The 25,899-nt window shown below is 65.5% G+C and carries 25 protein-coding genes; 11 read left to right on the top strand and 14 right to left on the bottom strand.

All coding sequences use genetic code 11. The features are described 5' to 3' along the window. The first annotated feature begins 14 nt into the window (after positions 1–14). Both E8E91_RS20640 and lnt read left to right on the top strand, forming a co-directional pair. Positions 15–854, top strand: a complete 840-nt coding sequence (locus E8E91_RS20640) for an HlyC/CorC family transporter (protein ID WP_280378372.1) — start codon at positions 15–17, stop codon at positions 852–854. Positions 855–969: 115 nt separating this feature from the next. Then, positions 970–2,490, top strand: coding sequence for an apolipoprotein N-acyltransferase (gene lnt / locus E8E91_RS20645; RefSeq protein WP_280378373.1), 1,521 nt, complete (start codon positions 970–972; stop codon positions 2,488–2,490). A 65-nt stretch (positions 2,491–2,555) separates the two neighbouring features. Here the strand turns inward: lnt and E8E91_RS20650 are convergent, their stop codons facing one another. Together E8E91_RS20650 and E8E91_RS20655 are read right to left on the bottom strand one after the other, a co-directional pair. After that, positions 2,556–3,317 (bottom strand): YdcF family protein, encoded by a 762-nt coding sequence (locus E8E91_RS20650; RefSeq protein WP_280378376.1) that lies wholly within the window; start codon positions 3,315–3,317, stop codon positions 2,556–2,558. A 24-nt stretch (positions 3,318–3,341) separates the two neighbouring features. Continuing rightward, positions 3,342–3,779 carry a hypothetical protein gene (locus E8E91_RS20655; protein WP_280378378.1) on the bottom strand — a complete coding sequence of 146 codons (438 nt, stop codon included), beginning with the start codon at positions 3,777–3,779 and terminating at the stop codon, positions 3,342–3,344. Positions 3,780–4,033: 254 nt separating this feature from the next. Between E8E91_RS20655 and leuS the strand changes: the two genes are divergently transcribed. From leuS to lipA, 6 genes are all read left to right on the top strand, one after another. Further along, a complete protein-coding gene (gene leuS / locus E8E91_RS20660) occupies positions 4,034–6,655 on the top strand; it encodes a leucine--tRNA ligase (protein WP_280378380.1) in 2,622 nt (873 codons plus the stop codon). A gap of 60 nt (positions 6,656–6,715) precedes the next feature. Next, positions 6,716–7,324 carry an LPS assembly lipoprotein LptE gene (gene lptE, locus E8E91_RS20665; RefSeq protein ID WP_190826791.1) on the top strand — a complete coding sequence of 203 codons (609 nt, stop codon included), beginning with the start codon at positions 6,716–6,718 and terminating at the stop codon, positions 7,322–7,324. 39 nt (positions 7,325–7,363) lie between these two features. After that, entirely contained in the window at positions 7,364–8,401 is a 1,038-nt protein-coding gene (gene holA, locus E8E91_RS20670) for a DNA polymerase III subunit delta (protein ID WP_280366704.1), read from the top strand. A 72-nt stretch (positions 8,402–8,473) separates the two neighbouring features. Next, positions 8,474–8,632: an alternative ribosome rescue factor ArfA gene (arfA, locus tag E8E91_RS20675; protein WP_190826787.1), complete on the top strand. Its 159-nt coding sequence runs from the start codon at positions 8,474–8,476 to the stop codon at positions 8,630–8,632. Between the two features lie 55 nt (positions 8,633–8,687). Continuing rightward, positions 8,688–9,995: a lytic murein transglycosylase gene (locus E8E91_RS20680; RefSeq protein ID WP_280378382.1), complete on the top strand. Its 1,308-nt coding sequence runs from the start codon at positions 8,688–8,690 to the stop codon at positions 9,993–9,995. 139 nt (positions 9,996–10,134) lie between these two features. After that, positions 10,135–11,187 (top strand): lipoyl synthase, encoded by a 1,053-nt coding sequence (gene lipA, locus E8E91_RS20685; RefSeq protein ID WP_280378386.1) that lies wholly within the window; start codon positions 10,135–10,137, stop codon positions 11,185–11,187. An 89-nt stretch (positions 11,188–11,276) separates the two neighbouring features. Here lipA and lipB read toward each other — a convergent pair whose 3' ends face one another. The 11 genes from lipB to E8E91_RS20740 all read right to left on the bottom strand — a co-directional run bounded on the left by lipB (position 11,277) and on the right by E8E91_RS20740 (position 21,327). Beyond that, positions 11,277–11,903: a lipoyl(octanoyl) transferase LipB gene (lipB, locus tag E8E91_RS20690; RefSeq protein ID WP_280378387.1), complete on the bottom strand. Its 627-nt coding sequence runs from the start codon at positions 11,901–11,903 to the stop codon at positions 11,277–11,279. Further along, positions 11,903–12,184: a DUF493 domain-containing protein gene (locus tag E8E91_RS20695; RefSeq protein ID WP_280378389.1), complete on the bottom strand. Its 282-nt coding sequence runs from the start codon at positions 12,182–12,184 to the stop codon at positions 11,903–11,905. Before E8E91_RS20695 ends, lipB begins: the two co-directional genes overlap by 1 nt. A 74-nt stretch (positions 12,185–12,258) precedes the next feature. Further along, the gene (locus tag E8E91_RS20700; protein ID WP_190826777.1) at positions 12,259–13,422 is read right to left on the bottom strand and encodes a D-alanyl-D-alanine carboxypeptidase family protein; all 1,164 of its coding nucleotides are present in this window, start codon (positions 13,420–13,422) and stop codon (positions 12,259–12,261) included. A gap of 56 nt (positions 13,423–13,478) precedes the next feature. Beyond that, positions 13,479–14,483, bottom strand: coding sequence for a septal ring lytic transglycosylase RlpA family protein (locus E8E91_RS20705; RefSeq protein WP_280366689.1), 1,005 nt, complete (start codon positions 14,481–14,483; stop codon positions 13,479–13,481). A 3-nt stretch (positions 14,484–14,486) separates the two neighbouring features. Next, a complete protein-coding gene (mltB, locus tag E8E91_RS20710; protein WP_271470116.1) occupies positions 14,487–15,476 on the bottom strand; it encodes a lytic murein transglycosylase B in 990 nt (329 codons plus the stop codon). Positions 15,477–15,511: 35 nt separating this feature from the next. Beyond that, positions 15,512–16,657, bottom strand: a complete 1,146-nt coding sequence (rodA, locus tag E8E91_RS20715; RefSeq protein WP_271470062.1) for a rod shape-determining protein RodA — start codon at positions 16,655–16,657, stop codon at positions 15,512–15,514. Continuing rightward, complete coding sequence (mrdA, locus tag E8E91_RS20720) at positions 16,654–18,552, bottom strand: penicillin-binding protein 2 (protein WP_280378391.1); 1,899 nt, start codon at positions 18,550–18,552, stop codon at positions 16,654–16,656. Before mrdA ends, rodA begins: the two co-directional genes overlap by 4 nt. Positions 18,553–18,561: 9 nt before the next feature. After that, positions 18,562–19,029, bottom strand: a complete 468-nt coding sequence (rlmH, locus tag E8E91_RS20725; protein ID WP_044872302.1) for a 23S rRNA (pseudouridine(1915)-N(3))-methyltransferase RlmH — start codon at positions 19,027–19,029, stop codon at positions 18,562–18,564. 12 nt (positions 19,030–19,041) lie between these two features. Further along, positions 19,042–19,395 carry a ribosome silencing factor gene (gene rsfS / locus E8E91_RS20730; RefSeq protein ID WP_280378393.1) on the bottom strand — a complete coding sequence of 118 codons (354 nt, stop codon included), beginning with the start codon at positions 19,393–19,395 and terminating at the stop codon, positions 19,042–19,044. Positions 19,396–19,417: 22 nt separating this feature from the next. Then, a complete protein-coding gene (nadD, locus tag E8E91_RS20735; protein ID WP_280378395.1) occupies positions 19,418–20,062 on the bottom strand; it encodes a nicotinate-nucleotide adenylyltransferase in 645 nt (214 codons plus the stop codon). Then, positions 20,062–21,327, bottom strand: a complete 1,266-nt coding sequence (locus tag E8E91_RS20740) for a glutamate-5-semialdehyde dehydrogenase (protein WP_280378396.1) — start codon at positions 21,325–21,327, stop codon at positions 20,062–20,064. The genes nadD and E8E91_RS20740 overlap by 1 nt, the downstream gene beginning before the upstream one ends. A gap of 270 nt (positions 21,328–21,597) precedes the next feature. Here E8E91_RS20740 and E8E91_RS20745 point away from each other — a divergent pair, with 270 nt between their 5' ends. Continuing rightward, positions 21,598–22,827: an alpha/beta hydrolase gene (locus tag E8E91_RS20745; protein WP_280378399.1), complete on the top strand. Its 1,230-nt coding sequence runs from the start codon at positions 21,598–21,600 to the stop codon at positions 22,825–22,827. 74 nt (positions 22,828–22,901) lie between these two features. Here the strand turns inward: E8E91_RS20745 and E8E91_RS20750 are convergent, their stop codons facing one another. After that, positions 22,902–23,747, bottom strand: coding sequence for a class I SAM-dependent methyltransferase (locus E8E91_RS20750; RefSeq protein WP_280378401.1), 846 nt, complete (start codon positions 23,745–23,747; stop codon positions 22,902–22,904). A gap of 115 nt (positions 23,748–23,862) precedes the next feature. Between E8E91_RS20750 and E8E91_RS20755 the strand changes: the two genes are divergently transcribed. Together E8E91_RS20755 and E8E91_RS20760 are read left to right on the top strand one after the other, a co-directional pair. Further along, on the top strand, positions 23,863–24,573 hold the full coding sequence (locus tag E8E91_RS20755; RefSeq protein WP_280378404.1) for a DNA-3-methyladenine glycosylase: 711 nt from the start codon (positions 23,863–23,865) through the stop codon (positions 24,571–24,573). Further along, positions 24,570–25,886, top strand: coding sequence for a bifunctional DedA family/phosphatase PAP2 family protein (locus E8E91_RS20760; protein WP_280378406.1), 1,317 nt, complete (start codon positions 24,570–24,572; stop codon positions 25,884–25,886). Before E8E91_RS20755 ends, E8E91_RS20760 begins: the two co-directional genes overlap by 4 nt. Positions 25,887–25,899 lie beyond the last annotated feature (13 nt).

Consider the following 25,899-nt stretch of genomic DNA (forward strand, 5'->3'; position numbering starts at 1 on the left):
CGAGCAAAGGACATATGAGCGAAGATCGATCGAGCAACGGGCACAGGTCCTGGCTGGAAAAGCTGACCCAGGCCTTTGCCCATGAGCCGAAAAGCCGCCAGGAGCTCCTTGAGCTACTGCGCGAAGCCCACCAGAACAAGCTGCTCGACAGCGAAGCACTGTCGATCGTCGAAGGTGCGATCCAGGTCGCCGACCTGCAAGTACGCGACATCATGGTGCCGCGCTCGCAAATGATCAGCATCAAGGCCACCCAGACGCCGAAGGAGTTCCTCCCGGCGATCATCGACGCCGCCCACTCCCGCTACCCGGTCATCGGTGAAAGCCTCGACGACGTCATGGGCATTCTCCTGGCCAAGGACCTGCTGCCGCTGATCCTCCATGACAGCGCCCAGCCGTTCAACATCAAGGACCTGCTGCGCCCGGCCACCTTCGTGCCCGAGTCCAAGCGCCTCAACGTGCTGCTGCGCGAGTTCCGCGCCAACCACAACCACATGGCCGTGGTCATCGATGAGTACGGCGGTGTAGCTGGCCTGGTGACCATCGAGGACGTGCTGGAGCAGATCGTCGGCGACATCGAGGACGAGCACGATGTCGAGGAAGACAGCTACATCAAGCCGCTCCCCAGCGGCGACTTCATCGTCAAGGCGCTGACCCCGGTGGATGCCTTCAACGAGTTCTTCGAGACCGACTTCTCCGAGGACGAGTTCGACACCGTCGGCGGCCTGGTCATGGGTGCTTTCGGCCACCTACCCAAACGCAATGAGACCACCGAGATCGGTGAGTTCCGCTTCCGCGTGCTCAACGCCGACAGCCGCCGCATCCACCTGCTGCGTCTCTCTCCGCTATCCCATTGATGGCTGCGCGCCCCTCCCCAGCGGAGGGGCGCCCGTGGATAATCGCGCCCCGAGCGGGCAACAAAAGGCTCGCCTCGCACGCTACTCCAGCTCCCTATCCGCCCAAGGACCGAGCATGAACTGGATCACCCGCCCCGGCTGGCCGGGCAACCTGCTGGCCCTGGCCGCCGGCGCCCTGACGCCCCTGGCCTTCGCCCCCTTCGATTTCTGGCCCCTGGAACTGCTGTCCCTCGCCCTCTTCTACCTGGGCCTGCGCGACCTGGCGCCCAAGGCTGCGTTCTGGCGCGGCTGGTGGTACGGCCTCGGCCTGTTCCTGACCGGCACCGGCTGGATCTACGTCAGCATCCACGACTACGGCGCGGCATCGGTGCCCCTGGCCGCCTTCCTCACTGTCGGCTTCAGTGCTGGCGTGGCGTTGTTCTTCGCCTTGCCCGCGCTGGTCTGGGCGCGCTGGATACGCCGCAGCGAAGCAGCCCTGGCCGACACCCTGGCCTTCGCCGCACTGTGGCTCGCCCAGGAGGCGTTCCGCGGCTGGTTCCTCACCGGCTTCCCCTGGCTCTACGCCGGCTACAGCCAGCTCGACGGCCCCCTGGCTGGACTGGCACCAGTAGGCGGCGTCTGGCTGGTGTCCTTCGCCCTGGCGCTCACCGCCGCCCTGCTGGTGAACCTCGCACGCCTGCGTGGTCGCCCAGCCTTCCTCGGCGCCGGCGTCGTCCTGCTGATCGCCCCCTGGGCCATCGGCCTGGCACTCAAGGGCCACGCCTGGACCCAGCCCGCCGGCGCGCCACTGAAAGTCGCGGCCATGCAAGGCAACGTCCACCAGAATCTGAAGTGGGACCCGGAGCAGCTCAACGCCCAGCTCGCGCTTTATCGCGACATGACCTTCAGCGCGCAGAAGGCCGACCTGATCGTCTGGCCGGAAACCGCCGTGCCGGTGCTCAAGGAGTTCGTCGACGGCTACCTCGGCGTGATGAACCGCTTCGCCAATGATCGCCAGTCCGCGCTGATTACCGGCGTGCCGATCCGGCAGAACAATGAGCGCGGCGAAAAGCGCTACTACAACGGCATCACCGTGGTCGGCCAAGGCGAAGGCACCTACCTCAAGCAGAAGCTGGTGCCCTTCGGCGAGTACGTGCCGCTACAGGAAGTGCTGCGCGGGTTGATCGCCTTCTTCGACCTCCCCATGTCCGACTTCGCCCGCGGCGATTCCAGCCAGGGCCCGCTGATGGCCAAGGGTTACCGCATCGCCCCGTACATCTGCTACGAGGTGGTCTACCCCGAGTTCGCCGCGAGCCTGGCCGCCCAGAGCGACATCCTCCTGACGGTGAGCAACGACACCTGGTTCGGCACCTCCATCGGTCCGCTGCAGCACCTGCAGATGGCGCAGATGCGCGCCCTGGAAGCGGGCCGCTGGATGATTCGCGCCACCAACAACGGCGTGACCGTGCTGATCGACCCGTTCGGCCAGGTCACCGAGGGCATCCCGCAATTCCAGCAGGGCGTGCTCTACGGCGAAGTGCTGCCCATGCAGGGTCTGACGCCCTATCTGCAGTGGCGTGCCTGGCCGCTGGTAATCCTCTGCGGCCTGCTCTTCGCCTGGGCGCTGATGGCCAGCCGAATCGCCAAGACGGTGTAAGCCCCGTGCAGGAGCGAGCTTGCTCGCGAAATGATCGCGAGCAAGCTCGCTCCTACAGGAAACGCTCAGTCATACGCCAACGGATAGGCCACCAGGCCGATCGCTTCATTGAGCAGCATCCCGCTCTGCCAGACCGCCTTGGCCTCCGGCAACCAGCCGCCCGCCGGGCGGCCATTGGGTACGCCGAGATAGCCCATGGGAGCCGTCACCACCTCGAATCCAGCCCGCTCGAAACACCAGCGGGCCCGAGGCATGTGGGACGCCTGGGTCACCAGCAGCACGCGACGGACGCCTGCAGGCTCGAGCAACTTCGCACTGAAGGTGGCGTTTTCCCAGGTGGTTCGGCTCTCCCCTTCCTGCCAGCGCACGTCCACGCCGAAATCGCGCTTGAGCGTATCGGCCATGATCTTCGCCTCGGAGGGAGGCTCACCAAAGTGCAGGCCGCCACTGGTCAGCAGGGGCAGGCCGCTGGCACGCGCCAGGCGTGCGGCATAGCGAAGCCGCTCCAGGGCCATCGGGGAAGGCTGATCCGCCCCCCAGGCAGGGTCATCACGGTCCCGGCCACCGCCCAGCACCACAATCACATCCACCCGCCCGGCCAGTTGCGTCCACTCGGCTTCGGCCAGCGGCGGCTCGCGCTCCAGCACCTTGGCCGACCACTCGACGACGATGGGCAGGCTCATCAACCACAGGCCACCGAGCCCGGCCACGAAGCAGGTTGCGGACAAGCGCGGCATGCGCCGACGCAGCCACCACCCGAGCAGGAGCAACAGCAACAGGCCGCCAGGCGGCAGCAGGAATTGTTTGATGATGTAGCGAATCGGCATGGGCACCTCCAGGGTGCCCGGAGCCTAGCGGGGATTCGACGTGCGGAAAAGCTGAGAACCACAAGACATGCACGCCTGCACACCCTGGCCGCGCTGCCAGATGGCCGGTGTTCCGCACATGGCGCAGCAAAGCTGCGGACGGCGCTTGAACGCGGGTTTGGGCTTGAGAGCGAAAGTCTTGGGTGGGCCACTTTCGCCACGAAGCGAACGCCGGGGCAGCGCCTCGATGGCGGCCAGTTCCTCGGCGGCAGCGTGCCAACCCCGCAACCAGCGCGTATCGCGGTCCAGATAGGCGCGAATCAACTCCATCTCGGCAGGGGTCAATCCCTTGAGTTCCAATTCGAGCGGCTCCTCGTCGCGCAAGCGAACCGCCGTATCCGCTTCATCCAGCGCCAGGGCCAGCCGATGCAATAACCGCTCGTAAAGCCCGTTCCCTGAATCCGTCCGCCGCAACTCACCCATCCAACACCTCGAACCACGTAAACGCTTGCGTTGCTTATGAAAAGCTTAGCGTTCGCTTCCCTGCTGCAAGGTGCCTGCGACAAACGGTGGCGGGATAGCCGACGGACGCCCGCCCGCGCAATCAGGGTTTCCCTAGGCCGTTGGGGGTCATGTATGCTACGGCGCTTGAATTTCCGTTTCCTCCAGGGTCCGACAACGCAGCCAAGGCCAGCGTCGCCAGCCCCAAGGAACTCCATCTTCCAGCGCCAGTAGCCATGCACGAACAGTATCAGCCCCGCGAAATCGAAGCCGCCGCGCAAGCCCACTGGGACGCGCATAAATCCTTTGAAGTGAGTGAGCAGCCCGGCAAGGACACCTTCTATTGCCTGTCGATGTTCCCCTACCCGAGCGGCAAGCTACACATGGGGCACGTGCGCAACTACACCATCGGCGACGTGATCGCCCGCTACCAGCGCATGCTCGGCAAGAACGTGCTGCAGCCCATGGGCTGGGACGCCTTCGGCATGCCGGCGGAAAACGCCGCGATGAAGAACAACGTCGCGCCGGCCAAGTGGACCTACGAAAACATCGACTACATGAAGACCCAGCTGAAGAGCCTGGGTCTTGCCATCGACTGGTCTCGTGAAGTCACCACCTGCAAGCCCGACTACTACCGCTGGGAGCAGTGGCTGTTCACCAAACTGTTCGAAAAAGGCGTGATCTACCGCAAGAACGGCACCGTCAACTGGGACCCGGCAGACCAGACGGTCCTCGCCAACGAGCAGGTCATCGACGGCCGCGGCTGGCGCTCCGGCGCGCTGGTTGAGAAGCGCGAGATCCCGATGTACTACTTCAAGATCACCGCCTACGCGGATGAACTCTTGAGCAGCCTCGACGACCTGGACGGCTGGCCCGAACAGGTCAAGACCATGCAGCGCAACTGGATCGGCAAATCCCGCGGCATGGAAGTCAGCTTCCCCTACGACCAGGCCAGCATCGGCCAGGCCGGCGCAATGAAGGTCTTCACCACCCGTCCGGATACCCTGATGGGCGCCACTTACGTGGCCGTCGCCGCCGAGCACCCGCTGGCGGCCCTCGCGGTGCAGAAGCTGCCGGCTGACAAGGCCGCTGAACTGCAGGCCTTCATCGACGAATGCAAGCGCGGCGGCGTCGCCGAAGCCGACATCGCCACCCAGGAGAAGAAGGGCCTGCCCACTCCCCTGTTCGTCGAGCACCCGCTGACCGGCGACAAGCTCCCGGTCTGGGTCGCCAACTACGTGCTGATGAACTACGGCGAAGGCGCTGTGATGGCCGTGCCGGCCCACGACGAGCGCGACTTCGCCTTCGCCCACAAGTACGACCTGCCGATGAAGGCAGTGGTCCGCACCTCTGCTGGCGACGAAACCCCTGCCCCGTGGCAGGACGCCTACGGCGAGCACGGCCAACTGATCAACTCCGGCGAATTCGACGGCCTGGACTACCAGGGTGCCTTCGACGCCATCGAAGTGGCCCTGCAGAAGAAAGGCCTGGGCCAGGCCCGCACCCAGTTCCGCCTGCGCGACTGGGGCATCAGCCGCCAGCGCTACTGGGGCTGCCCGATCCCGATCATCCACTGCCCGAGTTGCGGCGACGTGCCGGTGCCGGAAGACCAACTGCCGGTCGTCCTGCCCGAAGACGTGGTGCCGGATGGCGCCGGTAGCCCGCTGGCGAAGATGCCCGAGTTCTACTCCTGCATCTGCCCGAAGTGCGGCACCGCGGCCAAGCGCGAAACCGACACCATGGACACCTTCGTGGAGAGTTCCTGGTACTTCGCCCGCTACGCCTCGCCGAACTACGACCAGGGCATGGTCGACCCGGCCGCAGCCAACCACTGGCTGCCCGTGGATCAGTACATCGGCGGTATCGAACACGCGATCCTGCACCTGCTCTACGCGCGCTTCTTCCACAAACTGATGCGTGACGAAGGACTGGTCAGCTCCGACGAGCCGTTCAAGAACCTGCTCACCCAGGGCATGGTGGTCGCCGAGACCTACTACCGCGTTGCAGCCAATGGCGGCAAGGACTGGTTCAACCCGGCCGACGTCGAAGTCGAGCGTGACGCCAAGGCCAAGGTCATCGGTGCCCGCCTGAAGACCGACGGCCTGCCGGTGGAAATCGGCGGCACCGAGAAGATGTCGAAGTCCAAGAACAACGGCGTCGACCCGCAGGCCATGATCGACGCCTACGGCGCCGACACCTGCCGCCTGTTCATGATGTTCGCCTCGCCGCCGGACATGAGCCTCGAGTGGTCCGACTCCGGCGTCGAGGGTGCCAGCCGCTTCCTCCGCCGCGTCTGGCGCCTCGCCCAGGCCCACGTCGCCGCTGGCCTGCCGGCAGCCCTGGACCGCAGCGCGCTGAACGACGAGCAGAAGGCTGTGCACCGTTCCATCCACCTGGCCATCAAGCAGGCCAGCCAGGATGTCGGCCAGTACCACAAGTTCAACACCGCCATCGCTGCCGTGATGACCCTGATGAACGTCCTGGAGAAGGCCCCGCAGGCCACCGCCGAGGACCGCGCCCTGCTGCAGGAAGGCCTGGAAGCCGTGGCCCTGCTGCTGGCCCCCATCACCCCGCACATCAGCCACGTGCTGTGGAGCGAGCTGGGCCACTCCGGCGCCATCATCGACGCCGCCTGGCCGGCCGTGGACGAAGCCGCCCTGGTGCAGGACAGCCTGCAACTGGTGGTACAGGTCAACGGCAAGCTGCGCGGTCATATCGAAGTGCCGGCCGACGCCAGCCGCGAAGCAGTGGAAGCCACCGCACGCGCCAACGAGAACGTGCTGCGCTTCACCGACGGCCTGACCATCCGCAAGGTCATCGTGGTGCCAGGCAAACTGGTCAATATCGTCGCCAACTGATCGAAGCCGGCGCCCTCCTCCGGGAGTGGCGCCGGACTGTTTGCAAGGGGAAAGCAAGAAATGATGAAACGGAATCTGCTGGTCCTGGGCCTCACCGTGCTGCTGAGCGCGTGCGGTTTTCACCTGCGCGGCACTGGCGAAGCCAAGTTCGCCCTGACCGAAATGGACGTGACTGCCCGTAACCTGTACGGCCAGACCGTCAAATCCGTCCGCCAGGCCCTGGTGGACAATGGCGTGAACGTCCATGCCGGCGCGCCTTACACCCTGGTCCTGGCCCGCGAGGACGAAACCCAGCGCACTGCCAGCTATACCACTGGTGCGCGCAGCGCCGAGTACGAGCTGACCCAGACCCTGCAGTACGAAATCCGCGGCAACAACAACCTGATGTTGATGAACGACAAGCTGACCGTGCAGAAGTACTACGTGCATGACAGCAACAACCTGATCGGCTCCGACCAGGAAGCGGCCCAGCTGCGCCAGGAGATGCGTCAGGAAATGGTCCAGCAGATGATCATGCGCCTGCAGCTGATCACCCCGGCCCAGCTCGACCAGCTGCAACAGACCGCCGAAGCCAAGGCCAAGGCCGAAGCCGAAGCGCTGGAAGCCGCGCGCCAGGCCGAAAAGGCCCAGCAACCGCAGCAGTCGCCGCTGCAACTGCCCATCCAGTAAGCACTCGGGGCCGCACAGCGGCCCCAGTCATTTCCGCCTATGAAACTCAACCCCGCACAACTGGGTAAACACCTGCAGGGACCTCTGGCACCGGTCTACGTCGTCAGTGGCGACGAGCCTCTGCTCTGCCAGGAAGCCTGCGACGCCATTCGCGCCAGCGCCCGCGCGCGGGATTTCAGCGAGCGCCAGGTGTTCAACGCCGAAACCAACTTCGATTGGGGCCTGCTGCTGGAAGCCGGCGCGAGCTTGTCGCTGTTCGCCGAGAAGCGTCTGCTGGAAGTGCGCCTGCCTTCTGGAAAGCCGGGGGACAAGGGCGCTGCCGCGCTGCTCGAATACCTCTCCCGCCCGCCGGAAGACACCGTGCTGCTGCTGAGCCTGCCCAAGCTCGACGGCAGCACCCAGAAAACCAAGTGGGCCAAGGCACTGATCGATGGGGCGGATGCACAGTTCATCCAGATCTGGCCCATCGAGTCCCACAACCTGCCGCAATGGATTCGCCAGCGCCTGTCCCAGGCTGGCCTGGCCGCCAACCAGGAAGCGGTGGACCTGATCGCCGCCCGGGTCGAAGGCAACCTGTTGGCCGCCGCCCAGGAGATCGAGAAGCTCAAGCTGCTGGCCGAAGGTGGTCAGGTGGATGCCGCGACCGTCCAGGCAGCAGTGGCTGACAGCGCCCGCTTCGACGTCTTCGGCCTGATCGACGCCGCCCTCAACGGTGAACCCGCCCACACCCTGCGCACCCTGGAAGGCCTGCGCGGCGAAGGCGTGGAACCGCCGGTGATCCTCTGGGCACTGGCAAGGGAGCTGCGCCTGCTGGCCGGCCTGGCCCAGCAATACAGCCAGGGCGTGCCACTGGAAAAGGCCTTTGCCGCAGCCCGCCCGCCGGTCTGGGACAAACGTCGTCCGCTGGTTACTCGCGCGCTGCAACGCCATCCGGCGTCGCGCTGGAACCAGTTGCTGCAGGATGCCCAGCGCATCGACGCGCAAATCAAGGGCCAGGCTCCGGGCGATCCCTGGAATGGCCTCGCACGCCTTGCCCTGCTGCTGGCCGGCCAGCGCCTGCCGTTGTCCGCCGAATAACTGGACAATTTCTGAGCACAGGCCGATGATGCGCCCGCCCGCGCTGGTGCGGGCGCCAATCGAGGATCGGCCATGGCCAAGAAACGCAAACAAGGCGCGCCCAACCGCGCCAAATCCCTGGTAGCCCAACCCCTCTTCCGCTGCCGCCAGGAGAAGCCCCAGAAAGGCAAAGGAAGTTACCGCCGCGAAGCCTCCCACGATTGGGAGGCTTCGTCGCTTATGGCGGCGTGAAAAGGCTCGAACGTGTTAAGGTCGCGACTCGATTCGTCTGCCTCGAGACTCGCGTATGTTCGATGCCCCCGCCCCCGGCCCGATGTTCCGCAGCCTGGCCGTGGCCTCCGCCCTCACCCTGCTCAGCTCCTGCGCCGACGCTCCTGCGCAGAAACCCTCCACCGCGCCCCTGCCTCAGGCGACCCAGCCCGCCAGTAAACCCGCTGCAACGCCCGCGCAGATTCCTGTGCAGATGCCCACCATCAGCTTCAGCGCGTGGCGCGACGGTTTCCGCCGCGAAGCGCTGGCCCAAGGCATAGACGCCAGCCTCTTCGACCAAGCCTTCGCCGGCGTAACGCCCGACGCCAGCGTGATCACCGCTGATCGCAGCCAGCCCGAATTCACCCGACCGGTGTGGGAATACCTGGAAGGCGCCATCTCGCCGTACCGGGTGCGCAAGGGCCAGGCCCTGATCGCGGAAAACGCGACAACCCTGGACGCCATCGAGCAGCGTTTCGGTGTGGACCGTGAGCCCCTGGTGGCCATCTGGGGCATGGAAAGCAGCTTCGGCCAGTTCATGGGCGACAAATCGGTTATCCGCTCCCTGGCCACTCTGGCCTACGAAGGCCGCCGCCCCGAATTCGCCCACGCGCAATTGCTGGCCGCCCTGCAGATCCTCCAGCACGGCGACATCCAGCCCGGCAGCATGCTCGGTTCCTGGGCCGGTGCCATGGGCCAGACCCAGTTCATCCCCACCACCTACAACACCCACGCCGTGGACTTCGACGGCGACGGCCGCCGCGACATCTGGAACTCCTCGGCCGACGCGCTGGCTTCGGCCGCCCACTACCTGCAGGCCTCCGGCTGGCGCAAGGGACAACCTGCAGCAATCCAGGTCCAGCTGCCCGACGGCTTCGACTATGCCCATGCCGACGGGGATATCCGCAAATCCGTAGCTCAGTGGCAGGCCATGGGCGTGCAGGCCGGACCACAGGCCACGAGCCTCGCCAACGACTCCGCGTCCCTGCTGCTGCCGGCCGGCCATCGCGGCCCGGCGTTCCTGGTGCTGGATAACTTCCGCGCCATCCTCAAGTACAACAACTCCTCGTCCTACGCCCTTGCGGTCAGCCTGCTGGGCGAACGCTTCGACGGCGGTGGCCAGCTCACCGGAAGCTGGCCACGCGACGAGCGCCCGCTGAGCCGTACCGAGCGGGTGGAGCTGCAGGAGTCGCTGACAGCGGCCGGCTACAACCCGGGCACGGCGGACGGCATCATCGGTGCCAACACCCGCAAGGCGATCCGTGGTTATCAACAGCGCCTCGGCTGGCCGGCGGACGGCTACCCCAATGTGAAGCTGCTCGAGCAGTTGCGTGAAGGACGCTGAGTCCCGCTTGCACGGCGGTCGTTACAGGCTCACGCCTCCAGACGGCCGCCGGTTCGTGCAAACGCCTTTGTGATAAACTGCGCCACCCCTTTTTGCCCCTGCGGCAGCCAACGGAGCCACCAGCGGAGCCAGATTTCCGATGTCCGATATCGACTCGTCCAAACACGTCGCCAGCGGCGAAAAGTTCCGTACTGCGCAGGGCATCACCGCGATCAAGGATGGCCAGAAGCGCCGCAATTCTGCCGAACCCCAGGTGTTCGAGCCCAAGCCCAAGTGGCTGCGGGTCAAGGCACCGGGCGGCAGCCGCTTCGACGCGGTCAAGCGCAACGTCGGCGAACATCGCCTGAGTACCGTGTGCCAGGAATCCCACTGCCCGAACATGGGTGAGTGCTGGTCCAACGGCACCGCCACCATCATGCTGATGGGCTCGGTGTGCACCCGCGCCTGCCGCTTCTGCGCCGTGGACACCGGCAACCCCAACGGTTGGCTGGATCTGGAAGAGCCGCAGAACACCGCCAAGTCGGTCGAGCTCATGGCTCTGCGCTATATCGTGCTGACCTCCGTCGATCGCGACGACCTGGACGATGGCGGCGCCAGCCACTACGCCGCCTGTGTACGCGCCATCAAGGAAAACACTCCCCAGGTAGTCGTGGAAGCCCTGACGCCCGACTTCAACGGCGACCACGCAGCCATCGAACGGGTAGTGGACTCCGGCCTTGAGGTGTTCGCGCAGAACGTCGAGACGGTCAAGCGCCTGACCCATGTCGTACGCGACCCGCGCGCAGGCTATGAGAAGACCCTGCGCGTACTGGAGCACGCCAAGCGCCACCGCCCGACCGTCCTGACCAAGACAAGCCTGATGCTGGGTCTGGGCGAGACCGACGAGGAAATCATCGAAACCATGGACGATCTGCGCGCAATTGGTGTCGATATCCTCACCCTCGGCCAGTACTTGCAGCCCACCCGCAACCACCTGCCGGTGAAGCGCTGGGTCAGCCCGGAGGAATTCAACCGCTTCCGCGATATCGGCCTTGAGAAAGGCTTCATGGAAGTGGCTGCCGGTCCGCTGGTGCGCTCCAGCTACAGGGCCGACCGCGTGTTCGAGAAGAACAACCTGGGCCTGGCCGCACCAGTTCCGGTACCGGGACAGCCCGTCGACTCAAGCATCATTCCGACACTCAACCTGGGTTGATCACAGCGGGCATTCAGCCGCAATCTGAATAAACGAAACGGCCCCTCTCCCAACGGGAGAGGGGCCGTCGCTTTTTCGGGTCTGTCTCTTTACTGCGTGTAGCCCAGCCGCTGACGAAGAGCCTGCTCCAGGCGCTGCGCCACCTCATCGAGCTGAGGCGGCGTCTCGATCAGGTCCTTGAGCTGAACCATCTTCAGCCCGGCGTAGCCGCAGGGATTGATCCGCCAGAAGGGCGACATGTCCATGTCCACATTGAGTGCCAGGCCGTGGAAGGAGCAGCCGCGGCTGACCCGCAGTCCCAGCGAGGCGACCTTGTCGCCATCGACATAGACACCGGGAGCATCTGCCTTGGGCGCGGCCTCGACACCGTAGGTGGCCATCACATCGACCAGGCTTTGTTCCATGGCCGTGACCAGATCGCGCACGCCCAATCCGAGGCGGCGCAGATCCAGCATGAGATAGGCCACCAACTGGCCGGGGCCGTGGTAGGTCACCTGGCCGCCGCGTTCCACCTGGATCACCGGGATGTCCCCCGGCGCCAGCAGGTGCTCGGCCTTGCCGGCCTGGCCCTGGGTGAACACCCGGGGATGCTGCAGCAACCAGATTTCGTCGGGGGTCCTTTCGTCACGTTCGACGGTCAGACGGCGCATCGCCTCTAGGGTCGGCAGGTAATCCACCAACCCCAGATGGCGCACGATGAGTTCGGCAGGTGCCACTAGAGCACCATGTGCACGCGGCCAGTAGCGCGCAGGTCCACATGGATGGCCTGCAACTGGTCGACGCCAGTCGCGGTGATCAACACCTGCACCGACAGGAAGCGGCCGTTGCGGCTGTCGCGCACCACCAGGGTGGTGGCGTCGAGATCAGGAGCGTGGCGCTGGATGATTTCGATCACCAGGTCGGCGAAACCATCGAAGGAATCGCCGATCACCTTGATCGGGTAGCGCTCGCAGGGGAATTCGATTTTCGGGGGTTGTACGTCAGGAGTATCAGTCATGGCAGCGGCGGACTCGTGATCCGCGAGGCGGACGCCCCGCGCCCAGGCAAGGCGCGAGGCATCGGCTCAGAAGGTCAGTTGAACAGGCCGAAGAAGAACAGTCGGATGCTATCCCACAGGCGGCGGAAGAAGCCACCTTCCTCAACGGTCTCCAGGGCGATCAGATCGGCGCTGTGGACTACCTGGTCTTCCAGCTTGACTTCCACCTTGCCGATCACGTCGCCTTGCTTGATGGGGGCGATCAGCTGCGGATTCAAGGTCATGTTGGCCTGCAGCTTCTTGATCTGGCCCTTCGGCAGGGTCATGGTCAGGTCCTGACCGAGGCCAGCCTTGATCTCACGGGCCGAGCCCTTCCAAACCTGGGCTTTGGCCAGCTCCGCGCCCTTCTGGTAGAAGGTCTGGGTTTCGAAGAAGCGGAAGCCGTAGGTCAGCAGCTTCTGGGTTTCGGCGGCGCGGGCCTGTTCGCTGTTGGTGCCGAACACCACGGCGATCAGGCGCATGTTGTCACGCACAGCAGAAGCCACCAGGCAGTAGCCAGCCTCGTCGGTGTGGCCGGTCTTCAGGCCGTCGACGGTCTTGTCACGCCACAGCAGCAGGTTGCGGTTGGGCTGCTTGATGTTGTTCCAGAAGAATTCCTTCTGGGAGTAGATGGCGTAGTGGGCCGGATCTTCGTAGATGATCGCGCGCGCCAGGGTCGCCATGTCGTGAGCGGTGGAGTAGTGCTCCGGGTTGGGCAGGCCAGTGGCGTTCATGAAGTGGCTGCCGGTCATGCCCAGTTTCTCGGCAGTGGTGTTCATCATGTCGGCGAAGGCGTCTTCGCTGCCGGCGATGTGCTCGGCCACAGCCACGCTGGCGTCGTTGCCGGACTGGATGATGATGCCGTGCAGCAGGTCGCTCAGGGTCACCTGGGTGTTGACCTGGACGAACATGCGCGAACCGCCGGTACGCCAGGCGTGCTCACTGATGGTCACCGGATCGGTCTCGCCGATCTGGCCCTTGCGGATTTCCAGGGTGGCGATGTAGGCGGTCATCAGCTTGGTCAGACTTGCCGGAGGCAGGCGCTGATCGCCGTTGTTTTCCACCAGCACCTGGCCGCTCTGGGCGTCCATCAGCACATAGGACTTGGCGGCCAGTTGCGGCGGCGACGGGATGATCTGCTGGGCCGCCATGGAGACCGGCGCGACGATGAGCAGGGCTGCGGGCAGTAGAAGGCGTTTGGCGAAGCTGAAGATGTTCATCCGTCTCTCTATGTAACTAATGGTCTAACAGGCCCTTGCGGGCAAAAACGAAGCCGTCAGTCCGGCTTCACGAGGGTGGGTTGGCCGAGATTGGCCAGGCGAACCGAGTTCTGCACCTGCTGGGCTTCACCCTGAGTTCCGATCGGCCCCAGGCGTACCCGGTGCAGTATCTGCTGGTTGCGCACGACCGAGCTGATGAAGACCGGGGCAGTCACCGTCTCGCTCAGCTTGGCCTTGAGGAGTTCCGCAGCGTCCGGATTGGCGAAGGCGCCCACCTGGAGATACAGGCCAGACGCTGCGAGTGAATCGTTTTTTTTTGCGTCGATCTGCACGGGCAGCACGGCGGCGGCATGTTGCTGCGGCGGCGGGGTGTACTGCTCGATCGGCGCGCTGGCCACCTGGGCGACCGGCTGGGGCTTGGGTTGCGGCTGGGCGGCCATCTTCGGCTGCGCCAGGACCATGGGCACCGGACGACCCTGGGCCGCCCACCACTCATGGGGATCGATACCCTCGACCTTGACCCGGGCGGTGCCGGACTCGGCATAGCCGAGCTTCTTCGCGGCGGCGAAGGAGAGGTCGATGATGCGGTCGGAATAGAACGGGCCACGGTCGTTGACCCGCAGGATCACGCTACGGCCGTTGTCCAGGTTGGTCACCCGGACGTAGCTCGGCAGCGGCAAGGTCTTGTGCGCGGCGGTCATGCCGTAGAGGTCATAGGCCTCGCCGTTGGCGGTGGCCTGGCCGTGGAACTTGGTGCCATACCAGGACGCGGTGCCCACCGCCTGGTAACGGCGCGCATCGTTCATCGGGTAGTAGGTCTTGCCCAGCACGGTGTAGGGATTGGCCTTCACCGAGCCGTAGTGCGGCATGGGTACGGCATCGGGAATGCGCGAGACGTCGACATCCCACCAGGGAGCGCCGTCCCTGTGCGGACGCGAGTAGTCGCCGGGGCCTGAGATCGGCCCGCCGGGCTGGATCGGTTCCGGCGCGCGGCTGCTCGAGCAGCTGGCCAGCAACAATGCTACGGCGCCGTAGACGGCGACTCTTATCGGTTGTGGCATCGGTTAACGCCCGCCCCTTGCGTTGACCAGCAGTTCGGAAAGCTGATGCACGGCCATGGCGTACATCGCGCTGCGATTGTAGCGGGTAATGACGTAGAAGTTCGGCAGTCCCATCCAGTACTCCGCCCCCTCATCACCCTCCAGCCTGAAGGCCGTAACCGGCACATCATCGCGCAGTGCATCACCGCTTGCCCAGCCCAGCGTCCTAAGATCGCCGACGTTCTTCACCGGGTCCAGTCCCTGGGTCAACCCTTCGTCGATTCGTTCGCCGCGAACCTGGGCACGACTGACCACCGGGGCGCCATGCACCCAGCCGTGGCGCTTGAAGTAGCTGGCGACGCTGCCGATGGCATCCACCGGGTTGTTCCAGATGTCGATATGGCCGTCGCCGTCGAAATCCACCGCATAGGCGCGGAAGCTGCTCGGCATGAACTGCGGCAGTCCCATGGCGCCGGCATAGGAGCCCTTGAGCATCAGCGGATCGACCTGCTCCTCACGGGCCAGCAGGAGGAATTCCTTGAGCTGCTTGCGGAAGAAGTCGGCACGCGGCGGGTAATCGAAGCCCAGAGTGGACAAGGCATCGATCACACGAAAGTTGCCGGTATTGCCACCATAGAAGGTCTCGACACCGATGATCGCGACGATCACCTGGGCCGGTACGCCGTACTCTTTCTCGGCGCGGGCCAGCGCATCGGCGTGCTGGTTCCAGAAGGTCACGCCTTTCTGGATGCGTGCCGGCGTGATGAAGATCGGCCGGTATTCCTTCCACGGCTTGACCCGTTCAGCGGGGCGGGAGATGGCGTCGAGAATGGACTGCTTGCGCTCCACCTCACGGAACAGATCCACCAATTGCTCGCCGGCGAAGCCGTAGTCGCGGGTCATCTCGGCGACGAATTCGGCCACCTGCGGCGATCCCTCGTAATCCCCCGACAGCGCCGGTGCGGCTGCTCCCAGCAGTCCGACCAGGGCAGCCCCAGAGGCACCCAACCGCATCCAAGTGCGCAGTGCTTTCAAATCTCTCACTCGTTTCAAACCTGGGCGATCCACTTGCGATGGGTATGGATCGCCATCAACACCCCAAACCCAGACAGCAGCGTCACCAGATGGGTTCCGCCGTAACTAATGAAGGGCAGGGGCACCCCCACGACCGGCAAGAGTCCACTGACCATGCCGATATTGACGAACACGTACACGAAGAAGGTCATGGTCAGACTGCCCGCCAGCAGCTTGCCGAACAGGGTCTGGGCCTGGGCGGTAATCACCAGGCCGCGGCCGATCAGGAGCAGGTAGACCAACAGCAGCAGGCAGGCGCCCACCAGGCCGAACTCTTCGCCGAGGACCGCAATGATAAAGTCCGTGTGGCTTTCGGGCAAAAAATCCAGGTGCGACTGAGTGCCCAGCAACCAGCCCTTGCCGAACACCCCGCCAGAGCCGATGGCCGCCTTGGACTGGATGATGTTCCAGCCCGTGCCCAGCGGATCGCTTTCCGGGTCGAGGAAGGTCAGAACCCGCTGCTTCTGGTAGTCGTGCAGCACGAAGTACCACATGGCTACCGCCACGGGCACGACGGCCGCCACCGCACCGAGGATCCAGCGCCACTGCAGGCCGGCCATGAACAGCACGAAGGCGCCGGAGGCCAGGATCAGCAGCGCGGTGCCGAGGTCGGGCTGCTTCAGGATCAGCACGAAGGGCACGAGGATCAGCACCAGGCTGATGGCGATGTGCTTGAGTTTCGGCGGCAGGTTGTGCCGCGACAGGTACCAGGCGATGGTCGCCGGCATGATGATCTTCATGAACTCCGAGGGCTGGAAGCGGATCACCCCGGGAATATTGATCCAGCGGGTCGCGCCCATGGCCGTGTGGCCCATGATCTCCACGACCATCAGCAACGCCACCCCGACCACGTAGGCGAGCGGCACCCAGCGTGCCATGAAGCGCGGCTCGAACTGGGCGATGACGATCATCGCGCCGATGCCCAGACCGAAGGAGCTGGCCTGCTTCATCAGCAGGTCCCAGTGCTTGCCGCTCGCCGAATAAAGGACGAACAGGCTGCCGGCGGCCAGCATCAGGATGATCAGCAGCAGCCAGCCGTCGATGTGCAGGCGCTGCAGCAGCGTGGCGCGGCGCTTGAGCACGTCCTCCTGGGAGATGGTGCGGTCGAAGTTGCTGTTCATCGATTGGCGCTCTGCTGTTCCGCCAGCGGCTGCGGCGGTCGGAACTCGGGTTTCAGCTGGCCGTCTTCACCGAGCAGCCAGGCATCCATGACCTGCTTGACCACCGGCGCGGCAACGCCCGAACCGGATTCGCCGTTCTCCACCATCACTGCTACGGCGATCTTCGGGTCTTCCGCCGGGGCGAAGGCGACGAACAGGGCATGGTCACGGTGGCGCTCCTGCACCTTGGAGCGGTCGTACTTCTCGCCCTGCTTGATGGCCACCACCTGGGCGGTACCGGACTTGCCGGCGATACGGTAGACGGAGCTCGCGCCAACCTTGTGCGCCGTACCCCGGGCACCGTGGACCACCTGCTCCATGCCGTTGCGGCCGGCATCCCAGTATTTCGGGTCACGCAGGACGATGTCCGGCATCGGGTTCGGGTCCAGCGGCGGCTGGCCTTCGATGGTCTTGGCCAGGTGCGGGCGAATCCACTTGCCACGGTTGGCCATGAGCGCAACCGCCTGGGCGAGTTGCAGCGGGGTGGCCTGCATGTAGCCCTGGCCGATACCGAGGATCAGCGTTTCCCCCGGGAACCAGGCCTGACGGTAACGCGCGCGCTTCCACTCGCGAGACGGCATCAGGCCGGAGGACTCCTCGAACATGTCCAGGGCCACGCGCTGACCGAAGCCAAAGCGGCTCATGTAGTCATGAAGTCGATCGATGCCCATCTTGTGGGCAAGATCGTAGAAGTAGGTGTCATTTGACCGCATGATCGCGGTTTCCATGTTCACCCAGCCGTCACCGGAACGGTTCCAGTTGCGGTACTTGTGATCGTAATTGGGCAGTTGGTAGAAGCCGGGATCGAAAACCCGCGAGGCCGGCGTCACCACACCGGAATCCAGGCCGGACACGGCCACCATCGGCTTGATGGTCGAACCCGGCGGATACAGGCCACGCAATACGCGGTTGTACAGCGGCCGGTCGATGGAATCGCGCAGCTCGGCATAGGCCTTGAAGCTGATGCCGGTAACGAAGGGGTTGGGGTCGAAACTCGGCTGGCTGACCATGGCCAGCACATCACCGCTGGACGGCTCGATAGCGACGATAGCGCCACGACGGCCGGCCAGAGCCTGTTCGGCAGCCTCTTGCAGACGCACATCGAGGGTCAGCACCAGATCCTTGCCGGGTTTCGGGTCGGTGCGCTTGAGCACACGCAATACGCGGCCGCGGGCGTTGGTCTCGACTTCCTCGTAACCCACCTCGCCGTGCAACTGGTCTTCGTAGAAGCGCTCGATGCCGGTCTTGCCGATGTGATGGGTGCCGCTGTAGTTCACCGGATCGAGCTGCTTGAGTTCCTTCTCGTTGATCCGGCCGACGTAGCCCACGGAATGGGCGAAATGCGCGCCCTGCGGATAGTGGCGCACCAGTTGCGCCACCACCTCGACGCCGGGCAGGCGGAACTGGTTCACCGCGATGCGGGCGATCTGCTCCTCGGTCAGCTCGAAGAGGATGGGCACTGGCTCGAACGGGCGCCTCCCCTGCTTCATGCGTTTTTCGAACAACGCACGATCATCGGGGGTCAGCTGCAACACTTCGACTATCACGTCGAGGGTCTGCTCCCAGTCGCCGGCGCGCTCACGGGTCACGCTGAGACTGAAGCTGGGCCGGTTGTCGGCGATGATCACACCATTGCGGTCGAAGATCAGCCCTCGGGTGGGCGGAATCGGCTGCACGTGGACGCGATTGTTCTCCGACAGGGTCGAGTGGTAGTCGTACTGGATCACCTGCAGGTAATAGAGGCGGGTAATCAGCACGCAGGTCAGCATCAATACCGCCGCCGCGCCCACGATCACGCGCCGGCGTACCAGACGGGCGTCCTTCTCGTGATCTTTGAGGCGAATCGGTTGCGGCATGGACGGGGCTTACTTGTGGTAGGGGTGGCCGGACAACACCGTCCAGGCGCGGTAGATCTGCTCGCCAATGAGGATGCGGACCAACGGATGCGGCAGCGTCAGAGGCGACAGCGACCAGCGCTGCTCGCTACGGGCACAAACCTCCGGCGCCAGCCCTTCCGGACCACCGACCATGAGGTTGACGGTGCGCGAATCCAGGCGCCAGCGGTCCAGTTCGGCCGCCAGTTGCTCGGTGCTCCAGGGCCGACCTTGGACTTCCAGGGTGACGATGCGTTCCCCCGGCTGGACCTTGGCCAGCATGGCCTCACCTTCCTGGCGGATCATCCGCGCCACGTCGGCGTTCTTGCCGCGCGTGGTCAGGGGAATTTCCACCAGTTCCAGGCTGAGCTCAGAAGGCAGGCGCTTGACGTACTCGTGCCAGCCCTCTTCCACCCAACGCGGCATCCGAGTGCCAACGGCGATCAGACGTAGACGCAAGGGACGCCCCGCTTACTCGTGGCTGTGGTGGGCACGGCTCTGCTCGGCGCCTTGCCACAGGCGCTCCAGGTCATAGAACTGGCGGGTGGCGACCTGCATCACATGCACCACCACATCGCCCAGGTCCAGCAGGGCCCACTCGCCGCCGTCCAGACCTTCGCTACCCAGGGCGCGCACGCCTTGTTCCTTGGCCTTTTCCAGGACGTTCTCGGCCAGGGACTTGACGTGACGACCGGAGGTGCCGCTGGCGATCACCATGAAATCGGTGATGCTGGTCTTGCCACGTACGTCGATGGTGGTGATTTCCTGACCTTTCAGGTCTTCCAGGGCCGCGATGGCGACCTTGACGAGTTCTTCGTTTTGCATCGGGTTCAACTACCTCAGTGAATCAGTTCGGCGCACGGTACAGATCGTGCGCATGGATATAGGCCAATACGGCATCGGGCACGAGAAAGCGCACCGAGCGCCCCTCCCCCAGCAATTGGCGGATCTGGGTGGCGGAAATCGCCAGGGGCGTCTGCCAGACGAAAGCAATCTGCCCGGACGGCCCCTGCAGCGATTGCGGATCGACCGCGCTGCGCGCCGCCAACAGGTCGCGCAGGTCTTCCGGTGCCTCGCTGTCGGCATCCGGACGCTGCAGGACCAGGATGTGGCAATGGTCCAGCAGCTCGCTCCAGCGGTGCCAGCTCGGCAGGCCGCAAAAAGCGTCCCAGCCGACCAGCAGGAACAACTGGTCATCAGCAGCCAGCTCGGTCCGCAGGGACTCCAGCGTTTCGATGGTCCAGGACGGCCGCTCGCGCTTGAGTTCGCGATCGTCCACCACCAGCGGCGCAACTCCGGCCACCGCCAGCTGCACCATTTCCAGGCGCTGAGCCGCCGAAACCCGCGGGGTTTCGCGGTGCGGCGGGCGCGCGCTGGGAATCAGGCGCAGCTCATCGAAGCCGAACTGCTCGGCCACCTCGAGGGCACCCCGCAAGTGGCCGATATGCACGGGATCGAAAGTGCCGCCGAAGAGGCCGATGCGCTTGCCCATCAGGTACGTACGTGACCGTCGCCGAAGACCACGTACTTCTCGCTGGTCAGGCCTTCCAGACCGACTGGGCCGCGGGCGTGCAGCTTGTCGGTGGAAATGCCGATCTCCGCACCCAGGCCGTATTCGAAGCCATCGGCGAAGCGGGTCGAGGCATTGACCATCACCGAGGCGGAATCCACTTCGGTGAGGAAACGCCGGGCATCACTGAAGTTCTCGGTGATGATCGCGTCGGTGTGCTGCGAGCCGTAGGTGTTGATGTGCTCGATGGCCTGCTCCAGGCCGTCGACGATGCGGATCGAGAGGATCGGCGCGTTGTACTCGGTACGCCAGTCTTCTTCGGTCGCCTCCAGCACATCGGCGCCCAGCAGGGCACGGGTAGCGGCGTCGCCGCGCAGCTCCACGCCCTTGTCGCGGTAGATGGCGGCCAGCGGCGGCAGTACGCGCGCGGCAATGCCTTCGTGCACCAGCAGGGTTTCCATGGTGTTGCACGGTGCGTAACGCTGGGTCTTGGCGTTGTCTGCCACACGGATCGCCTTGTCCAGGTCGGCGGCGACGTCGATATAGACGTGGCAGATGCCGTCCAGGTGCTTGATCACCGGCACCTTGGCTTCGCGGCTGATGCGTTCGATCAGGCCCTTGCCACCGCGCGGGACGATCACGTCCACGTACTCCGGCATGCTGATCAGCGCACCCACGGCGGCGCGGTCGGTGGTTTCCACCACTTGCACCAGCTCGCTGGGCAGGCCGGCGTCGGCCAGGCCCTTCTGGATGCAGGCGGCGATGGCCTGGTTGGAATGGATGGCCTCGGAGCCGCCACGCAGGATGGTGGCGTTGCCGGACTTCAGGCAGAGGCTGGCCGCATCGATGGTCACGTTCGGCCGCGACTCATAGATGATGCCGATCACGCCCAGCGGCACGCGCATCTTGCCAACCTGGATGCCGGACGGCAGGTAGCGCATGTCGCGGATTTCGCCGATGGGGTCCGGCAGGGTGGCGACCTGACGCAGGCCCTCGATCATGTCGTCGATGCGCGCCGGGGTCAGCGCCAGGCGGTCGAGCATGGCTGGCTCCAGGCCATTGGCCCGGCCATTGGCCAGGTCCTGCTCGTTGGCGGCGGTCAGCTCGGCACGAGCTGCGTCCAGGGCATCGGCGGCAGCCAGCAGGGCGCGGTTCTTCTGCGCGGTGCTGGCACGGGCGGCCACGCGCGAGGCGGCGCGAGCGGCGCGGCCAAGGCGGGTCATGTAATCGAGAACGGACTCGGTCATGGTCTCGTGTTCTGGCGAAGGGAAAGCGGCTGATTATAGCGACCGCGCTCGTCCGCGCCCAGCGGCGCCGGGCGGATGGTAGACAGCCCATTCCACAGGCGCCGCCGGTAACGGCACGGGCCTAGTCCCAGGCGGGCCGCAGCCGGGACGGTGACACCCGCCCCCAGCGCCCGCCCGAAGGTTGGGTAAACAAAAGTGACCGCGCTGTTTACCTTCCAATCGCAGTCGTCGCAGAAGAACAAGAAGCGCCCAGGCGCCGGAGAACCCGCCATGCGTTACCAGACCGACTTCGCCCCACAGCACCTGAACGATGTGCCCCGCGTCGTCCAGCTCGGCGCCTGGACCCTGCATTACCAGGCCTTCTCCCGACACGCCGAGGACAATCGCGAGCCGATCCTGATGCTCGGCGGCGCCTTCCAGAGCTTTCGCTCATTCGGCGCGGAGGTGCAGGAACTGCTGCCCCATCACCCGGTGATCCTCCTCGACCTGCCAAGTCAGGGCGCAAACCTGCAACTGGCGCCTGAGCTCTCGCTCGAACAGCTGGCCGACCTGATCGCCGCGTTCGCCGAAGAGCTCCGCCTGCCACCGTTGATGCCCATCGGCCTGTCCTACGGCTCGGCCCTGGCGGCACTGTTCGCCGTACGCCACCCGCAGCGCTGCGCGCGCCTGCTGTTGGCTGGGATCACCGCCTTCGGCCGGCCCGGCGCCCGGCGCATGCTGGAGGAAGGCCTGGACCTGCTGACCGAGGGCCAGGTCCTGCGCTTCGCCCAAGGCGCCCTGACCGGACTGATCAATCCCCTGCGCCTGGATGAAACCGGCGTCTCGCTGGTCTTCCGCAAGGCACTTCTGCGGCAGATGCAGCGACTTTCCCCGCAAGAAGTCGAGCGATACCTGCAAAATAGCCGCCGTTTGCTCGACTTCCCGGGATTCACCCGTCATCCGACCTGCCCGACCCTGGTCCTGGCCGGCGAATACGACCATTTCACCCAGCCCTGGGAGCACGCGGGCTTCGCCGCCGCCTGTGCCGATGCCGATTGCGCGCTTATCCACAACGGCGATCACCTGGCCCAGTTCGAGCAGCGCGAAGCCTGCGCCAGCTTCTATCGCCCCTTCCTCCAGGGCACCGCCCTGCCCCTGGTCAGCCCCGGTGCCACGCGTCTGGCACGCAATCGCCTGGACCGCCTGGAGCGGCGCCAGGAACCGCGCGTGGCCCCGCTGAACCGACGAGGCCGGCTGCTGCACGCTGAAGCGGGCGAATGGTCGGTGGATGTCTGCGAACTGGGATTCTTCGGCGGCCTGGTGGCCGGCAACCTGCCGCGCGCGCTGCCCTCGCGTGGCTGGCGCTTGCAGGCCGGCGAACTGCCGGAACTGGATGTCCTGCCCTTGCGCCATGAGGGCGATTGCCTCGCGCTGGTCTTCCCCCACACCGATGCACAGGCCAGCGACGCGCTGGCGGCGCAGGTGGTGCAGGCCGAGCCGCAAGAGGTGGCCTACGCCTGATCACAGACTGCCGCCGTTATTGTGGGAGCGAATTCATTCGCGAATAAATTCGCTCCCACATCAGAAGTCCATCCTCAGGTTAGCCCCTCCACCACCCGCACCAGCGCCGGCCAGGCATCCGCCGGTGCTGCCTCCAGCTCCTTCGGGTCATGCACCCGGACTTCGCCGAAGCCGCAACCTTCGAAGCCCGCGATAATGGCGTCGTCGCCCCGGTAGTGCAGGTGATAGCGGCCACGGGTCAATCGGCCCACGAGGTCAATGCCCCAGCGCAATTGCCGGTAGCGCGGGTGCTCGCGCAGGTCGGGATAGAGATCAGTGAGGTAGGTGGCGGACGGGAATTGGCGCAATTGCGCCGCAAGGCGAGCCCAGAAGCCTTCTATTACCGGTAGCTCGAAGTAGTTCACCAGCCCTTCGGTGATCACCAGCACCGGCTCTTCCCGATCCAGCCCGGAGAACAGCGCCTGCAGGTCGTTCGCGCACTGCTCGGCGAGGATATCCACAGGGCGCACCTGATGCCGGGCATCCAGCCAGCCCTCTTCATGCAGCAGCAGGCGCTTGCGCGCAGCCATGGGCGGCAGGTCGGCTTCCAGGTAGCGCAATTGCGGGTAACGGGAACAGAAACGCCGCCCCCGGGGCGACAGGCCGCAGGCGATCTCCACCACCTGGCGCACCCCGCGCTGCTCGATGGCCTCGCGCAACAGGGCGTCGATCAACAGGTGGCGCTGCAACAGGAAATGCTCAACATCCAGACCAAAAGCCACACGCGCGCCCCAGCTGACCGGCGCCAGCACGCCGTGGGCGAAACGTCCGAAGGGGGTGACGAAGGGTTCCTCGGCGAGCTGGTGGCGATACCAGACATAACCGGTGTAGTGCGCACTGGGGGTGATGTGGGCACTGTCGACGCGAGCGGCTCGGGACATGGCAACGGGCTCTTGTTATTTTGCGTGACGATTCCGACGCCGGCATTCAGCTTCGGCTCAGCGTGCTTCCGTATAATCGCGAGCCTATTCCGACCCGTAACCCTGCGACAGCCCCATGTCCTGCGATCCCATCCTTAGTTTGCCCTGGCCTGGTGCCCGCCCGCTGACCGATGCCTTTTTCGACCGCGACGCCCAGCAAGTGGCCCGCGAGCTGCTGGGCAAGGTCATCCGCCACCGGGTCGACGGTCGCTGGCTGTCCGCGCGCATCATCGAGACCGAGGCCTACTACCTGGTGGACAAGGGCAGCCATGCTTCCCTCGGTTACACCCACAAGCGCCGCGCACTCTTTCTCGATGGCGGGCACATCTATATGTACTACGCCCGGGGCGGCGACTCGCTCAACTTCAGCGCCCACGGGGCCGGCAATGCAGTACTGATCAAGTCCGGCCACCCCTGGGTGGACAACATCTCCCCCGCCGACGCGCTGGCCGCCATGCAAGGCAACAACCCCGACGCCCAGGGCGGGCCGCGCCCGGCCGAACGCCTCTGCGCCGGCCAGACCCTGCTGTGCCGCTCCCTCGGCCTCAAGGTGCCCGACTGGGACGGTCAGCGCTTCGACTGGCAGCGCCTGTTCGTCGAAGACGTCGGCGAGCGCCCCGCCACCATCATCCAGACCGCGCGCCTGGGAATTCCCCACGGCCGCGACGAACACCTGCCCTACCGCTTCGTCGACGCCGCCTACGCTCGCCATTGCACGCGCAATCCGCTGCGCCGCGGGCAGGTCGAAGGACGCGACTTCACGCTGATCGAGGACATTCACCCATGAGTCAATGGTTCGACCAGGTCACCGCCTGGCTCGGCGCCAATCCGGAATGGCTGGGCCTGGCCATCTTCCTGATCGCCTGCATTGAATGCCTGGCCATCGCCGGCATCGTGGTACCGGGCGTCGCCCTGCTGTTCGCCGTTGGCGTGATGGCCGGCAGCGGCGCGCTGGAGCTCTGGGAAACCCTGCTGCTGGCCTACACCGGCGGACTGCTGGGCGACATGATCTCCTACGGCCTGGGCCGTCGCTTCCACCAGAACATCCGCAACCTGCCGCTGCTGCGGGACCACCCGGAATGGATCAGCGGCGCCGAGAACTACTTCCAGCGCTACGGCGTCGCCAGCCTGCTGGTGGGCCGCTACATCGGCCCGCTGCGGCCCATGCTGCCGATGGTAGCCGGCATGCTGGACATGCCCTTCCCACGTTTCGTCGCCGTCAGCATGCTGGCCGCCGCCGGATGGGCCGTGGCCTACCTGGTCCCCGGCTGGGCCACCGGCGCCGCCTTGCGCCTGCCGCTGCCGGAAGGCTTCTGGGGCGAAGCCGGGGTGGTGATAGTGGCGGTAGTGGCCATGCTCGGCCTGATCGTCCACAGCACGCTGCGTGAAAAGCGCTGGGCCAACCCATTGGCGGCAGGCCTGAGCCTGATGGCGCTGGGCGCCCTGCTGATCGGCTGGCCGCACCTGCAGGCTCTGGACCAGGGCCTGATGGCGCTGGTTCAGGAACAGCGCCACGCCAGCCTCGACCAGTTGATGGTGCTGGTCACCCGCCTCGGCGACTTCACTACCCAGCTCCTCGCCGGCGCCCTGCTCGGTGGTCTGCTGTTGCTGCTGCGCCAATGGCGCCCCGCCTGCTTCGCCATCGGCACCCTGGTGGCGACCGCGCTGGCCAATACCGGACTCAAGCAGCTCTTCGCGCGGGCGCGGCCAGAAGTGCTCGCCGAGCCCCTGACCACCTTCAGCTTCCCCAGCGGGCACAGCTCGGCGGCCTTCGCCTTCTTCCTGGTACTGGGGATTCTTGCCGGTCGCGGGCAGCCGGGACGCCTGCGCCTGACCTGGCTGCTGCTGGCTTGCCTGCCGGCCCTGGCCATCGCGCTATCGCGGGTCTACCTCGGCGTGCACTGGCCCACCGACATCCTCGCCGGCGCCCTCCTGGCGGGTGGCATCGCAGCGGCGGGCCTGGCGCTGATGCAGCGTGCCGCACCGCTCACTGCAATGGCGCCGCGTATCTGGTTGGTGGTACTGCCGGCCTGCCTGGCCCTGTTAGGCGGTGCCGCTGTCTGGGCGCTGCCCGAGGCCCTGGCGCGCTACAGCTACTGACCTGCTGAATCCC

The organism is Pseudomonas sp. BN515, assembly GCF_029873155.1.
GTDB lineage: Bacteria > Pseudomonadota > Gammaproteobacteria > Pseudomonadales > Pseudomonadaceae > Metapseudomonas.